General features: G+C 72.4%; 13 protein-coding genes and 1 tRNA gene. 8 read left to right on the forward strand and 6 right to left on the reverse strand.

Annotated features, from left to right (window positions below; genetic code table 11):
* Positions 1 to 4: 4 nt before the first annotated feature.
* Entirely contained in the window at positions 5 to 1,204 is a 1,200-nt protein-coding gene (locus NX794_RS00445) for an ROK family transcriptional regulator (protein ID WP_258775905.1), read from the reverse strand.
* 251 nt (positions 1,205 to 1,455) lie between these two features.
* On the opposite strand from NX794_RS00445, the gene NX794_RS00450 reads away from it, so the two are divergent.
* Positions 1,456 to 2,721, forward strand: a complete 1,266-nt coding sequence (locus NX794_RS00450) for an MFS transporter (protein WP_258775906.1) — start codon at positions 1,456 to 1,458, stop codon at positions 2,719 to 2,721.
* Complete coding sequence (locus tag NX794_RS00455) at positions 2,718 to 3,659, forward strand: alpha/beta hydrolase (protein ID WP_258775909.1); 942 nt, start codon at positions 2,718 to 2,720, stop codon at positions 3,657 to 3,659. Before NX794_RS00450 ends, NX794_RS00455 begins: the two co-directional genes overlap by 4 nt.
* Positions 3,660 to 3,753: 94 nt before the next feature.
* Here the strand turns inward: NX794_RS00455 and NX794_RS00460 are convergent, their stop codons facing one another.
* On the reverse strand, positions 3,754 to 4,470 hold the full coding sequence (locus NX794_RS00460; protein WP_258775910.1) for a FadR/GntR family transcriptional regulator: 717 nt from the start codon (positions 4,468 to 4,470) through the stop codon (positions 3,754 to 3,756).
* A 150-nt stretch (positions 4,471 to 4,620) separates the two neighbouring features.
* Between NX794_RS00460 and NX794_RS00465 the strand changes: the two genes are divergently transcribed.
* From NX794_RS00465 to NX794_RS00480, 4 genes are read left to right on the forward strand one after another with little or no spacing between them, the layout of a single operon-like run.
* The gene (locus tag NX794_RS00465) at positions 4,621 to 5,469 is read left to right on the forward strand and encodes a fumarylacetoacetate hydrolase family protein (protein WP_258775911.1); all 849 of its coding nucleotides are present in this window, start codon (positions 4,621 to 4,623) and stop codon (positions 5,467 to 5,469) included.
* A gap of 45 nt (positions 5,470 to 5,514) precedes the next feature.
* Positions 5,515 to 6,441 (forward strand): VOC family protein, encoded by a 927-nt coding sequence (locus tag NX794_RS00470; RefSeq protein WP_258775912.1) that lies wholly within the window; start codon positions 5,515 to 5,517, stop codon positions 6,439 to 6,441.
* Between the two features lie 4 nt (positions 6,442 to 6,445).
* The gene (mhpA, locus tag NX794_RS00475) at positions 6,446 to 8,086 is read left to right on the forward strand and encodes a bifunctional 3-(3-hydroxy-phenyl)propionate/3-hydroxycinnamic acid hydroxylase MhpA (RefSeq protein WP_258775913.1); all 1,641 of its coding nucleotides are present in this window, start codon (positions 6,446 to 6,448) and stop codon (positions 8,084 to 8,086) included.
* A gap of 33 nt (positions 8,087 to 8,119) precedes the next feature.
* On the forward strand, positions 8,120 to 9,199 hold the full coding sequence (locus tag NX794_RS00480) for a quinone oxidoreductase family protein (RefSeq protein WP_258775915.1): 1,080 nt from the start codon (positions 8,120 to 8,122) through the stop codon (positions 9,197 to 9,199).
* A 117-nt stretch (positions 9,200 to 9,316) separates the two neighbouring features.
* On the opposite strand, the gene NX794_RS00485 is transcribed toward NX794_RS00480, so the two are convergent.
* Both NX794_RS00485 and NX794_RS00490 read right to left on the reverse strand, forming a co-directional pair.
* Positions 9,317 to 9,390 (reverse strand) — tRNA-Pro (locus NX794_RS00485).
* A gap of 46 nt (positions 9,391 to 9,436) precedes the next feature.
* Entirely contained in the window at positions 9,437 to 10,864 is a 1,428-nt protein-coding gene (locus NX794_RS00490) for an MFS transporter (protein WP_258775916.1), read from the reverse strand.
* Positions 10,865 to 11,089: 225 nt separating this feature from the next.
* Between NX794_RS00490 and NX794_RS00495 the strand changes: the two genes are divergently transcribed.
* Positions 11,090 to 11,668, forward strand: a complete 579-nt coding sequence (locus NX794_RS00495) for a TetR/AcrR family transcriptional regulator (protein ID WP_258775917.1) — start codon at positions 11,090 to 11,092, stop codon at positions 11,666 to 11,668.
* A 10-nt stretch (positions 11,669 to 11,678) separates the two neighbouring features.
* Here NX794_RS00495 and NX794_RS00500 read toward each other — a convergent pair whose 3' ends face one another.
* Positions 11,679 to 12,212: a hypothetical protein gene (locus NX794_RS00500; protein WP_258775918.1), complete on the reverse strand. Its 534-nt coding sequence runs from the start codon at positions 12,210 to 12,212 to the stop codon at positions 11,679 to 11,681.
* 130 nt (positions 12,213 to 12,342) lie between these two features.
* On the opposite strand from NX794_RS00500, the gene NX794_RS00505 reads away from it, so the two are divergent.
* Entirely contained in the window at positions 12,343 to 12,687 is a 345-nt protein-coding gene (locus tag NX794_RS00505; protein WP_258775919.1) for a cupin domain-containing protein, read from the forward strand.
* Here NX794_RS00505 and NX794_RS00510 read toward each other — a convergent pair.
* Positions 12,677 to 13,690 (reverse strand): LacI family DNA-binding transcriptional regulator, encoded by a 1,014-nt coding sequence (locus NX794_RS00510; RefSeq protein ID WP_258775921.1) that lies wholly within the window; start codon positions 13,688 to 13,690, stop codon positions 12,677 to 12,679. The genes NX794_RS00505 and NX794_RS00510 overlap by 11 nt on opposite strands.
* Between the last annotated feature and the right edge of the window lie 97 nt (positions 13,691 to 13,787).

The raw sequence follows: 13,787 nt of genomic DNA on the forward strand, positions 1-13,787 counted from the left end.
GACCTCACACGTACGGCACCCGGGACGGATCGTCGAGGACCAGGCCGCGGGAGTGCAGCCAAGCGCCCCGGCGCGGTGCCTCCTTGCCGTACCGGGCGAGGGCGACCTTGGGGTTGAACTCGGGGGTGACCCGGCTCCGGGCGGTGACGAGTTCGTCGAGGTGCGGCTCCAGCCAGGGGAACAGCCGGGGCAGGACGCCGCCGAGCACCACGAGGTCGAGGTCGGTGTAGCTGGCCATGGTCGCCATGGCACCCGCCAGTGCCCGGCCGGCCGTGTCGAGGGCCTCGCAGGCCGTGGGCTCGGCGCGTTCCAGGCGGTCGACGAGTTCGCCGAGGGACCGGGCCGGGTCCTCGGTGGGCAGACCGACCCGGGTGAGGATGGCGGTGAGGCCGAGATACAGGTCCAGGCAGCCCCGGGCGCCGCAGCCGCACCGGGGCCCGTTCATGTCCACGGTGATGTGGCCGCACTCGCCGGCCAGTCCGTGCGCACCGCCGTAGAAGTCCCCGTCCAGCAGGACGGTGCCGCCGACCCCTTCGAGTCCGTTGACGTACGCCATGGCGTGCGGGCGGGCGTCGGGCGGGTGCGCCGCGTACTCGGACAGGGCGCCCAGCCGTCCGGTGTTCATCAGGGCCAGGTCCCTCGGGCGCCGCAGCCGGCGGGTCAACGGGGTGCGCAAGTCGGTCTGGCCCAGACCGAGTTCGAGCGAGGCGACCACCGTGGCATCGGACCTGAGCAGGCCGGGCACGACGACCACCGGCGCCGGCACATGGACGCGCGGATCGTCCTCGGCCGTCTCGATCGCGGCGTCGAGCATCCGCCCCGCCCGTGCCACCAGCTCGTCGATGTCACCCGCGGCGGTGCCGTGCTCGTCGGTCTTCGCCCACAGGACCTGCCCGGCGAGGTCCCTCACCTCCCCCATGACGCTGCCCGAGGAGAGCTGGACGGCGACCGTCCTGACCCGCTGCGGCACCGTCCGCAGCAACCGCCGTGGCCTGCCCCTGCCCCCTCCGGACACGCTCCCCGTCTCCTGTACGAGACCACGGGCCGCGAGTTCCTCGGTCATCGTCGTGACGGTGCCGCTGACCAGACCGGTCCGGGCCCGGATCTCGCTTCTGGCACACGGCTCGTGGTCCGCCAGCGAGCGCAGGACCAGGGACATGTTGTGCCGGCCGACATCGGCCGAGACCGCGGGTGACGGGGGCATGCGGTTCATGGTGCAGGGGGGTCGCGCCCCGCGCAAGCGCCTGACCGGCCGGGCTCCCGGGCCCGGCTCCCGGGGTGCGACGGCGATCCGAACCCTATTTACGTCAACCGTTGACTTAAAACGTGCGGCTCCGTAGGGTCCGAGGCGCCCCGAGTGGGGCCGGAGCCGATGCGGTCGGCGCCCCGCCGGGCGCCCACGACCTACATCACCCCACTCGTCGCGGCAGGCCATGACTTCAATGAGGAGGACTCGTGCGCCACGATCCCCAGTCCAGGAGATTCCGGGCAGCCCTGCTGTCGGCGTCTCTACTGCTGTCAGAGGCGGGCGCCGTGTCCGCCACCCTGCCCGAACTGGCCGACGCCTTCCCCCACGAGAGCCAGACCTCGATCCAGAGCTTCATGACCATAGGGTCGGCCGCGGTGACGGTGTGCACCCTGCTGGCGGGCGCGCTCGCCGGCCGGCTCGGCAAGCGCCGGCTCACCCTGCTGGGCATGGCCCTGATGGCCGTGGCCGGTATGGCCCCGCTGGTGCTCGTCCCCCTCGGGAACTTCGGGGCGCTGCTCGCCTCGCGCATCGTCCTCGGCATCGGCATGGGTTTCGTGCAGCCGCTGAGCGCCAGCGTCATCGCGGACTTCTACCGCGGCAAGGAGCGCGAGGACATGCTCGGCTGGCAGAGCGCCGCGGTCGGCCTGGGCGGCGTGATCTGGAACCTGCTCGTCGGCCTGCTCGTCCTGTGGGACTGGAAGGCCGCGTTCCTGGTCTACGGCGTCGGCCTGGCCTGCATGGGGCTCTACGCGCGATACGTGCCCGAGCCGCCCGGGCGGGCCCGGCCCGAGAAAGTCCGGGCCGAGGTCGTCAGGCCCGAGGAAGTCCGGGCCGAGCCCGCCGCCGCGACGCCCCGCTGGTACCGGCTGCCGGCCGACGCGTGGCTCGCCGCAGGTCTCATGCTCGTCTTCACCGCCGGCTACCAGGGCCTCATCATCTCGATGCCCCTGGCCTTCACAGCGGAGAAGCACCTGGTCGCGGCCTCCACCGTGCCCTGGATCATGACCTTCTTCGCCCTGGCGTCGGTCGCCGCCGGCCTGATCTTCGGCACCGCGGTCAGGCGGCTGCGCAACTGGACCGGGACGGCCTCGGCGCTGGTCCTGGCCGTGTCCATGGCCCTGTGCGCCGGCGCGGACAGCGCCCTGACCGGCTATGTCGCGGCAGTCCTCGCGGGCCTGGGCTTCGGGGTCTACATGCCCTTCCTCGTCACGGAGACCAACAACCGGTCCACCCCCGAGGCGTCCGCCATGGCCACCGCGCTGCTCTTCACGGGCGCCGCCGTCGGAACAGCCCTGGCGCCCTACATCCTGGGGATCGCCGGGACCCTCGACGGCGACGAGCGCGCCACGGCCCAGCTGCTGGTCGCGGCCGTGGTCCTCACGGCCGTCGCCCTCCTCACCACCCTCAGGTACGTCCGCACGGGCCGCGCCGCCGTACCGGCAGCCGCGGCCCACGATCTGGAGAAGGCATGACCGTCAATTCCCCGAACCGAGCCGTCGTCGAACCGCAGCAGGTCGGATACGACGCGTTCCCCGAGAGCGAGGCGGCGAGCGAGGGCATGCGGGTCATCCCCGCTGACCTCACGCCCCGGTACGCGCGTGTGACCACCGACGTGCGCTACGCCCAGAAGGACGGGTATCCCCTGCGTGTCCATGTGCTCCACCCCCCGGTGCCGGAGGACGACGAGCGCACGTTCCCGCTGATCGGCTTCGTCCAGGGATCGGGCTGGTTCCCGCAGGACCTGGGGGCGAACGCCGCCGCCCTGGCGGATTTCACCAAGCGCGGCTACGTGGTCGCCATCATCGAGTACCGCCCGTCCACGGTGGCGGCCTTCCCGGCCCAGATCCACGACACCCGCACGGCTCTGCGCTTCCTGTCCCGCAACGCCGCCAGGTTCCGCGTCGACCCGAGCAGGATCGCCCTGTGGGGCGACTCGTCCGGCGGCCACACCACCGTCCTCACGTACCTCACCGAGAACGACCAGGCCTTCAGCGAAGAGCCCGTCGGTGAGGAGCCGTTGGGCATCCGGTGCTTCGTCGACTACTACGGGCCGACCGACATCTCCCGGATGTGCGAAGAGCCCTCCGTGCAGAACCACATCGCACCCGACAGCCCTGAAGGCATGCTCATCGGCGGCCGCGACGTACGGGAGAACCCCGAACTCGTCGCCCCCACCGTGGCCATGAACCACGTGACCCCCGACGCGGCCCTCAAGCCGCTGCTGATCATGCACGGCAGCAAGGACCGGCTCGTCCCGTTCGCCCAGAGCGTCCTGCTCCACGACGCGCTCAAGGCGGCCGGCCAGCCCGTCACGTTCTACAAGCTGGCCGGCGCGGACCACGGCGGAGCGCCGTTCTGGCAGGAGGATGTCCTCGACATCGTCGACGCATTCCTCAAGGCCCATCTGTAGAGCAGCACTTGAGCGTTGCGGCGGCCGACCGCCGGGCAACGCTCGCCGCCGCGGCGCTCTGGCCCGCCCCGCCCGGGGGGGCCGGAGCGCCGCATCAGCGCTGGGGGTCGGCGAGGCTCGTGTTGTGCTCGTGGATGAGCCGCAGCGCCGTCTCGCGGTCACGTGCGTCGAGGGCGTCCACGAGGTCGCGGTGCAGCTGGTGGCGCTCGGCGATGTAGTCGGCGAGCGGCTGGTCGCTCGCGGGCAGCACGTCCAGGGTGTGGGTCTCGATCAGGTCGAGGAGGTTGTCGTAGAGCGACCTCAGCAGCGAGTTCGGGCTGATCGCCGCGATCCGCGCGTGCAGCTTCCAGTTGGCGTGGACGAAGGCGACGGGGTCGCTCGCGGTGGCCGCCGCCGCCATGTCCTCGATCCGCTCGCGCAGGTCCGCGATGTCGGCCGGCGAGGCGTGCCACAGCGCGTCCTCGATGAGCAGCGGGTCGAGCGCGTCCCGGATGCGCACGGCGTCCGCCACGTCCGTCTCCTGCGCGTCCAGGGCGAGCACGGAATTGCCGAGGCGGACCATGGGGGACTGCTCGGCCACGAAGATCCCGCCTCCCGGGCCGGGCCTGACGGTGACCAGACCGCGGGACTGGAGCAGGCGCAGCGACTCGTTGAAGGTCCCGACCGACACCGCGCACCGCGTACGCAGGGACTCCTTCGTGCCGAGCCTGGCACCGGGTCGCGCGGCCTCGGTGAGCTGGGCGATGTGCTGCGCCGCCTGCTCGGCCCGGCTGGTGGCCTTCGTGCGTGCGGCATCACGTGCGGTGCTCAAGGCTCTCCTCCGACGCTTCCCTGAATTGATTATGGAGGTTACTCCCATGCCCCCTCTTGACGTCACCGGAGGACCGGGAGCAGCATCACCCTAATCATCATGCTGAATTCGACGTCAGCATGCTCCCTTGATGCCGACGAGGAGCACTCCATGCGGATCGCCAATGTCTGCGGCCGACTGGCTCTGATCACCGACGACCAGACCCGGGCCGTCGACGTCGAGGAGGCCGGCGGCGGGCGCTTCGGCGCGGACCCGCAGGCCGTGTACGAGCGCTGGACGGAGTTCCGGTCCTGGGCCGCCACTGTCGAGCTCCCCCCGGGCCGCCCGTTCGAGGCCGTCGACCTCGGCTCCCCCGCACCCGCCCCGCGCCAGCTGTTCGCCATCGGGCTCAACTATCGCAAGCACGCGTCCGAGGCGGGCTTCGCGGTCCCCGAGGGCCTCCCTCCGGTGTTCACGAAGTTCGCCACCAGCATCTCGGGCCCGGTCACCGAGGTCGCGCTGCCGACCGGCGGGCACACCGACTGGGAGGTCGAGCTGGTCGCGGTGATCGGCACCAGGGCGGAGCACGTGGCCGAGGCCGACGCCTGGTCGCATGTGGCCGGGCTCACGGCAGGTCAGGACATCTCGGAGCGGATCTCCCAGCTGGCCGGCCCCGTACCGCAGTTCAGCCTCGGCAAGTCCTTCCCGGGGTTCACACCGATGGGCCCCTGGCTCGTCACTCCGGACGAGTTCGACAACCCGGACGACCTCGAACTCGGCTGCCGCATCAACGGCGAACAGGTCCAGAAGGGCCGTACCCGCGACCTGATATTCACCGTCCCCACCCTGATCTCGAAGCTGTCCGCCGTGCTGCCGCTCCTGCCCGGCGACGTCGTCTTCACGGGCACCCCGGCCGGCGTCGGCCTGGGCCGCGATCCGCAGCGCTGGCTGGCCCCCGGGGACGTCCTGGTCTCGTCCGTCGAGGGCATCGGCGAGCTGCGCCAGACCTTCCACGCCTGACCCGGCCCCGCCCGCGCCACGGAACCGGACAAAGGAGTCCCCGCCATGGCACTGCACCGCCTGACCTCCCTCACGATGGGGGTCCCGAACGTCGCCGAAACCGCCGCCTACTACGCCGACTTCGGCCTCTCGCCCGAGAGCGACGGCTGGTTCGCCACCCGCGACGGCGGACGCCAGCTGCACATCGTGCACGCCCCGACCCGCCGCCTGGTCGAGGTGCGCGTCGGCGTCGACGACTCCGACGACCTGGCCGCCGCCGCGTCCCGCCTGGAGCGCATCGGCGTTCCGGGCGAACGGCACGGCTCGTCGCTGGCGGCCCGCGACAAGGCCACCGGGGTACGCGCCGTCCTCGAAGTCGCCCCCAGGATCACCCAGTCCCCGGTCTCGGCGATTCCCTACAACGGCCCCGGCCGCGTCGAGCGGGCCGGCACCCGCGCCCCCGGTGTCCTGCGCGATACCCCCGTCCGCCCCCGCAAGCTCGGCCACGCCGTCGTCGGCACCACCGACTTCGAGGCGACCTCCTCGTTCTTCCGCGATGGACTCGGCTTCAAGGCCAGCGACTACATCAAGGGCGAGGGCGCCTTCCTGCGTTGCTCCACCGACCACCACAACATCCTGGTCCTCAACGCTCCGGTCACCTTCCTGCATCACACGTCCTGGCAGGTCGACGACATCGACGAGGTGGGCCGCGGGGCCACCGCGATGCTCCGGGAGCACCCCGAGCGGCACGTCTGGGGCCTGGGCCGGCACCACGCCGGGTCCAACTTCTTCTGGTACCTCAAGGATCCGGCCGGGAACTTCTCCGAGTACTACTCCGACATGGACTGCGTCGTGGACGACCAGCTGTGGACGCCCGAAGTCCTCGAAGGCGCGCGGGGGTTGTTCGCCTGGGGTCCGCCGCCGCCTCCGTCCTTCCTGCGCCCCGAGGACCTCGCCGCGCTGATGACCGGAACCCACAGTGCGGGGCGGTGACCCGATGACCGGCGGGACGTCCTCCGCGTACGACGTGGCGATCGTCGGCTTCGGCCCCGTCGGCCAGCTCCTCTCCCTGCTGCTCGCACGCGCCGGTCACGAGGTGCTCGTACTCGAACGCTGGCCCACACCCTACGAGTTGCCGCGAGCGGTGCACTTCGACGACGAGATCGGCCGGATCCTCCAGTTCGCGGGCGTCGGCGAGCGGGTACGGGCGGTCACCGAGCCGGTGCCGGACCACTACGAGTGGCGGAACCGCGACGGGGACGCCCTGCTCCGTATCGACTGGTCGGGCAACGGCCCCTCGGGATGGCCGGTCGCCAACTTCTTCTCCCAGCCCGACCTGGAAGCCGTACTCACCGCGGCCGCCGCCGGACAGCCGAGCATCACCCTGTGCCGCGGCCGGGAGGTCGTCGGTCTCCACGAAGGTGACGAGCACGTCGAGTTGGTCACGGGGACGGGCGAGACGTTCCGGGCCCGCTTCGTCGTGGGGGCCGACGGCGCCAACAGCTTCGTACGCTCCCGCATGCGTACCGCCGTCACCGACCTGGGCTACTTCCATGACTGGCTCATCGTCGACGTCCTCCCCCAGGACACCGACACCGTGTGGTCCCCGATGAACTGGCAGCTGTGCGACCCGCGGCGGCCCACGACGCTCGTCTCGGGCGGTCCCGGGCGGCGCCGCTGGGAGTTCATGCGCCTGCCCGGCGAGAGCGTCACGGACCTGAACTCCCTCGACGCGGCCTGGCACTTGCTCAAGCCCTGGGGGCGCACCCCGGACAACACCACCATCGAACGGCACGCCGTCTACACCTTCCAGGCCCGCTGGGCCGACACCTGGCGCGAGGGCCGGCTGCTGCTCGCGGGGGACGCCGCGCACCAGATGCCGCCGTTCGCCGGACAGGGCATGTGCTCGGGACTGCGCGACGCGATGAACCTCGCCTGGAAGCTCGGCCTGGTACTCGACGGCACCGTGTCCCCCGCCCTCCTGGACACCTACACCAGTGAGCGGCGCGACCACGTCCAGCACGCCATCGGCATGTCGATGGCGCTGGGGAAGGTCATCTGCGTACCCGACGAGGCAGCGGCCACCGCACGCGACGCGCGCATGATCGCCGCCGGGGCGGACCCCGCTCGCGTACTCCCCGACATGCCCCCGCCGGTCCTGGGTGACGGCGTCCTGCAACGCGGCGAGGACGGCACGTCCCGCGCCCCCGGCGCCGGGCACCTCACCCCTCAGCACCGGGTCACCCGCCGGGGCCGTACCGCGCCGTTGGACGACATCACCGGCGGTGGCTTCGTCGTCCTGGCCGACGGTGACGCCGCGTGCTCCGAACTCGATCTCCGCGACCGGGAGTTCCTGGACCGGATCGGCGCGACGATCCTCCCGCTGCACTCTCCGGCCACGGCCGGCGCGGAGTACGTCGACTCCGACGACGCCTGTCTGCCGCACCTGCCCGGACACGGCCACGTCGCGGCCGTCATCCGCCCCGACTTCTACCTCTTCGGCACGGCCACGACCCCCCTCGAACTCCACCACCTGATCGGCGAGTTGCGGGCACGGTTGCGGCCACCTTCCCCGGACGCGGCACGCCCCACGACCTCACCCAGTCTTGCTATACAGAACCAGCATCCTGTTATGTAGGGCATAGTACCGTCGGTCGAAAGAGGCATTCCCGTGACGCAACCCACCACCGCCACCGAAGTCTGGGTGTACGAGAACGGAGGGCCCGAGCAACTGACCGTGGAGGAACGCCGGCTGCCCGACCCGGGGCCCCACGACGTGCTGGTGTCCGTGGACACCACGGCCCTCTCCGGCTGGGACCTCAGGTACCGCAAGGGTCTCGGCGACATCGTCCTGCCCGGCCGAAACCCCTTCCCCCTGCCGCAGCGCCTGGGCCGGGAAGGCGCCGGCACCGTACTCGCCGTAGGCAGCGCGGTCACGGCTTTCCAGGCCGGCGACAAGGTGGCAGGCGTCGTCCACCCGGAGAACCCGACCGCTCTTGAGACCTACCGCGGCCTGGGCAACCTCTCCACGGGCATCGCCATCCCCGGGCACCAGAGCCCCGGCAGCTACGCGTCACACCTGATCCGCGACGAGAGCCTGTGGCTGCCGCTGCCGGCGGACGCCGATCTCGAACAGGCCGCGGTCACCCTGTGGCCGTACGGCACCAGTCACCGCATCCTGCGCGACCGGCTCCGCGTACAAGCGGGTGACACGCTGCTCGTGGCCGGCGGCACGGGTCCGATGGGCCTGGCCATGCTCAACCTGGCGGCCGTCTTCGGCCTGCGCACCATCGCCACCACCCGCCAGGCCGCGCGTGCCGAGGGGCTGCGCGCCGCCGGTGCCGACGAGGTCGTCGTCACCACCGATCTCACCGCGGCCCGGGCCCACATCCGGGACCTGACCGGCGGTCGGGGTGCCGACCACGCGATCGACAACACCGGCAACAGCGATCTGCTGCGCCTCCTGATCGACAGCCTGCGCCTCGGCGGCCGCCTCTGCCCCGCGTCCGGCTCGATGAACACACCGGGCCCCATGCCCTTCGCGGTGCTGGATCTGACCATGCTGGAGTGCGACATCGTCGGAATCCGCGGCGCCCGCCAGGAGGACGCCCTACGCGTCCTCGACCTCCTCGCCCAAGGCCGCGTCCACTCCCCCATCGCCGCCCGTTTCCCCCTGACCAAGGCGGCCGACGCCCACGCGTACATGGAGAACGACACCGAGCACGTCGGCCGCATCCTCCTCAAGCCGTAGCGACCGGGCGCGCAACCACGAACGGTGCCCCGGCCGGTGTCCGCAAGGGCGGCGAAACCATCAGGGGCCGGTGTCGGACTGCTCCGACACCGGCCCCTGATCTACGACCGTCTCCAGTCGGGACGACAGGATTTGAACCTGCGACCCCTTGACCCCCAGTCAAGTGCGCTACCAAGCTGCGCCACGTCCCGGCCGCGATCCCACCCGGAGTGGCCCGTGTGATCACGCAGGTCAACCCTACCGCACCCCGGCCGGTGTCCGTGCCGTACCCGGTGTGGTGGCCGGGGTGAGGGGGGTGGGGCGGCGGGCCGGGACCAGGAGGGCGGCGCCGGCCGCGGCCAGGCACAGGAGGGACAGCAGGGCCCAGCCGTGGGTGTAGCCGGAGGCCTGGGGCAGGCCGGAGGGCTGGAGCCGGCCGGTGACGAGGACGCTGGTGAGGGCCGCGCCGATGGAGCCGCCGATGGTGCGGATGTTGGCGTTCATGCCGGTCGCGGCGCCGGTCTGCTCGGGCGGGACGCTGCCGACGATCAGGTTGGCCATGGAGGCGAAGGCCAGGCCGATGCCGAGGCCGAAGAGGCCGGCGACGACGGCGATCTGCCACCGCTCGTCATGCCACAGGGTGAGGAAGCCGCAGGCCAGGGCGCCCAGGGCGGCTCCGGTGGTGAGCAGGGCCTTGGCGCCGACGCGGGGTTCGAGCCGGCCCGAGAGGATCCCGGAGAGGAACATCGCCAGCAGCATCGGGAGCATCAGCAGGCCGGAGGCGGTGACGCTGGCGCCGAAGCCGTACCCGGCCGCGGTCGGCGTCTGGACGAAGCCCGGCAGGAAGGACCAGATCGCGTACATGCCGGCGCCGAAGAGCAGCGCGGCGGTGTTGGTCGTCCACACGGCGGGCAGCCGCAGCACGCGGAGGTCGATCAGCGGGTTGCGGGAGCGGGCCTCGACGGTGAGCCAGACGGTGAAGAGGATCACGGCGGCGGCGAACAGGCCGAGCACCTTCGGCGAGCCCCAGCCCCACCGGCCGGCCTCGCTCAGCGGCAGCAGCAGCGCCACCAGCCAGGCGGACAGCAGTATGGCACCGGCCCAACCGACCTTGCCCGCAGCCCGCTTGGGGGACTCGGGGACGTAGCGCGCAGCGATCAGGACGGTCACGGCGACGATGCCGACCGGGATCCAGAACAGCCAGCGGTAGTCCAGCGCGGAGACGATCGGACCGGCGGCCACCATGCCGACACCGCCGCCGGCGGCGATCACCGCGGAGAGGTTGCTGATGCTGCCGCTGACCCGGGACGCGGCGAACTCATCGCGGATGATGCCGAAGGACAGCGGGAAGAGGGCGCCGCCGACGCCCTGGACGACCCGGGCGGCGATCAGCACGCCGATGTTCGGGGCCAGCGCGGCTGTCAGGCAGCCCGCGAGGACGGTGACCAGCACGGCGACCAGGGTGCGTTTCTTCCCGGCGAGGTCGCCGACCCGGCCGAGGATCGGGGTGAAGACCGAAGCCGACAGCAGGTACGCCGTCATCACCCAGGTCGCGGTGGACTGGGAGGTGCCCAGGGCGTGCTGGACGGTCGGCAGGGCCGGCGCGATCAGCGACTGGAGCATGGAGAACACGCCGGCACCGGTCGCGAGGACCGCGAAGGTGAGACGCGTGGACGAGCGGGGCATGAGGGTGCCTCTCCGAGACGTGTTGACGGAGGGTGTACGGACGCCCGGACATCGGAGGCCGGGGAGATCGGGGCAGGTCCGGCCACGGCGGAGCCGCCTCCGCACTGGTAAAGTGGAGGTACCCCTCCACTGTAGTGGAGGTAGTCCTCCGGTTCAAGAAACGGATGCTTACCTCCGCTTCCGGTACGGAGACCTCCGCTTCCACCAGCCGCCCAGGAGGCAGCAGTGACGGCCACGCCGTTCCCCGTCGGCGAGATCGTGGCGACCCGCCGGCCGCACCGCAAGGACGCCGCCCGCAACTACGACGCCCTGATCGCCGCCGCCCGCGAGGCCTTCGCGGAGCACGGCGCGGAGGCCTCGCTGGAGGACGTCGCCCGCCGGGCCGGCGTCGGCATCGGCACCCTGTACCGGAACTTCCCCACCCGCCGGGACCTCTTCGAGAGCGTCTACGCGGACGAGGTGAACGCCCTGTGCCAGGCGGCCGTGGAACTGGCCGGTCGCGAGCCCTGGGCGGCGCTGACCGCCTGGCTCGACCGGTTCGCCGGCTACATGGTCACCAAGCGGGCGGTGCGCGAGGCGCTGAACGAGGAGTCGGACATCTTCACCGCCTGCCGCGACTCGATGTACGCCGCCGGCGGCCCGCTGCTGGAGCGCGCCCAGCGCGCGGGCACGGCGCGGCCGGACATGGACTTCAGCGACCTGCTGCGGATGGTCGCCGGCATCACGGCCACCGCCTTCGAGGACGACGCCCAGCGCGACCGGGTCCTCGCCATCGCCCTGGACGGAGTGCGCACCGGCCGCTGAGGCCGGGTGGCTACTTGATCAGCGCGTTCGCCACGACCACCAGCACGCCGAGCAGCGCGTCACCGAGACCGGTGAGGACGGCGACCGGCCAGGCGCGGGTCGCGCGGCGGGCGGTGACGAGGCCGAGCGCGAAGAGCAGGAGGATATTGAGGCCGAACGCCGGGTACTCCACCCCGCCCGGCGGCCACCACCCCCAGCCCGCGCCCGCGAGCAGGAACACCGTCGGGAGCACGGCCGTGACCAGCGGCCACTCCTGCCGCAGGGCGCGCAGCGCGTCCCAGCGGCGGTGCGGGGTGCGCTCGGCGATGTAGTGGGCGTAGCCGTGGGCCAGCGCGGAGGCGCAGGCGGTGACCAGCAGCCACAGGGCGTCGTAGCGGCGGCTCGCGGCGGAGCTGTGGCCGTACTGGGTGAGCGCGGCGACCATCGAGCTGGCGAGGACGGCGCCGTAGACCCCGCCGAAGAGGACCGCCTCGCGGGTGTCGTGTCCTCGGCGCGGCTCACCGGGCGTGCCGCTCGTCCCGGTGGCCGCCGTGGAGTCCGCCATGCCTCCACGATCACCCGGGCCGCGCCCCGCCGCCAGTTCGCGCGGCGCGACGATGTGTCCTCCCACCTGCCCGGACGCCCCACACACTGTCCACGGCGGCGCGCCGGCGCGGCTCGCTAGGGTCGGCCCCATGACGCACAGCTTCGCGATCCACATCCCGGACGCCGACCTCGAACCCGAGCCCCTCGACCCGGAGCAGATCGTCTCCGGCACCCCGGAGGTGACCGGCAAGGTGGTCTGGGAGTCGCCGGACGGCCGGCAGCTCCGGGGCATCTGGCAGATCACGCCGGGCGTGGTCACCGACACGGAGGCGGACGAGCTGTTCGTGGTGGTCAGCGGCTCGGCGACGATCGAGGTCGAGGGCGGTCCGACGCTGCGGGTGGGACCGGGTGACATGGCGGTGCTGCGGGCGGGCGACCGTACGACGTGGACCGTGCACGAGACGCTGCGCAAGGCGTACGCGATCAACCTGTGAGCGCCGCCGGGCCGGGCGGCGGTCCGGTGGTCCCCCTGATCTCCAGCCGCGGCACGGCCAGTTGCTCGCGCCCCTCCGCCTCCGGCCGTGCGAAGCGGTCCAGCAGACAGCGCGCGGCGCGCCGGCCGATCTCGTACGGCCCGGTGTCGACGGTGGTCAGCCAGACGTGCCGGAGCCGGGCGGTGCCGGTGTTGTCATAGCCGGCCACGGACAGGTCGCGCGGTACCCGCAGGCCCAGCTCGGCCGCCGCGGAGAGCGCCCCGACCGCGGCCATGTCGTTGGCGGCGAAGACGGCGGTGGGCCGTTCGGGGCGGCCGAGCAGGCGTACGGTCCCTCGGTAGCCGCCCTCCTCGGTGAGGTCGCCCGGCTCGACCAGGGGCTCGGCGCCGTGAGCGCGCATGGCCGTCTCGTAGCCGCGCCGGCGCAGCGTCCCGACGGCGCCGTGGCCGGCGAGGTGGGCGACGCGCCGGTGGCCGAGGCCCAGCAGGTGCTCGGTGGCGAGCCGGGCGCCCTGTTCGTCGTCCCCGGCGACGACGTCCACCCGGACGGGCCGGGGTTCGCGGGCGCCGGCCACGACCACCGGCATCCGCCGCGCCAGGTCGCCGAGCGCGCCCGCGTCCGGGACGGTGCCGACCACCACGAGAGCGTCGACGCCGAGGTCCAGGAAGGGTTCGGCGAGGTCGTGGCCGGCCCGCCGGTTCAGGCGGGCGTCGGCGAGGAGCATGCGCAGACCGGCCGTGCGCAGGGGGGCGTTGAGGCCGTCGAGCAGGTCCACGAACCAGGGGTTGCGCAGGTCGTCCAGGAGGACGCCGACGGTCCGGGTGCGCCGCTCGCTCAGGCTGCGCGCGGCGGCGTTGGGCCGGTAGTCCAGCTCGCGCACGGCGGCGAGGACGGCGTCCCGCTTCGCCGTGCCGACCGGTCCCGAGCCGCGCAGCACGAGGGAGACCAGCGACTTGGACACCCCGGCGCGCTCGGCCACGTCGCGGATCGTCGGAGGTCTCATGGATGGACCGTTCCATGTGCGGGAGAGGACTGTCAAAGGGGGTCGGCCGCCGGGTACGCACTGCTTGACAGCCGCTCCATGTCCGGACATGGTGACC

Source organism: Streptomyces pyxinicus, from assembly GCF_024753135.1.
GTDB lineage: Bacteria > Actinomycetota > Actinomycetes > Streptomycetales > Streptomycetaceae > Streptomyces > Streptomyces pyxinicus.

Bases quoted from the DNA above. Each gene is read 5' to 3' on its own strand.
- NX794_RS00470 (WP_258775912.1), top strand. From the start codon at position 5,515: ATGGCACTGCACCGCCTGACCTCCCTCACGATGGGGGTCCCGAACGTC.
- NX794_RS00505 (WP_258775919.1), top strand. From the start codon at position 12,343: ATGACGCACAGCTTCGCGATCCACATCCCGGACGCCGACCTCGAACCC.
- NX794_RS00490 (WP_258775916.1), bottom strand. From the start codon at position 10,864: ATGCCCCGCTCGTCCACGCGTCTCACCTTCGCGGTCCTCGCGACCGGT.
- NX794_RS00500 (WP_258775918.1), bottom strand. From the start codon at position 12,212: ATGGCGGACTCCACGGCGGCCACCGGGACGAGCGGCACGCCCGGTGAG.
- NX794_RS00510 (WP_258775921.1), bottom strand. From the start codon at position 13,690: ATGAGACCTCCGACGATCCGCGACGTGGCCGAGCGCGCCGGGGTGTCC.
- NX794_RS00465 (WP_258775911.1), top strand. From the start codon at position 4,621: ATGCGGATCGCCAATGTCTGCGGCCGACTGGCTCTGATCACCGACGAC.
- NX794_RS00455 (WP_258775909.1), top strand. From the start codon at position 2,718: ATGACCGTCAATTCCCCGAACCGAGCCGTCGTCGAACCGCAGCAGGTC.
- NX794_RS00445 (WP_258775905.1), bottom strand. From the start codon at position 1,204: ATGCCCCCGTCACCCGCGGTCTCGGCCGATGTCGGCCGGCACAACATG.
- mhpA (WP_258775913.1), top strand. From the start codon at position 6,446: ATGACCGGCGGGACGTCCTCCGCGTACGACGTGGCGATCGTCGGCTTC.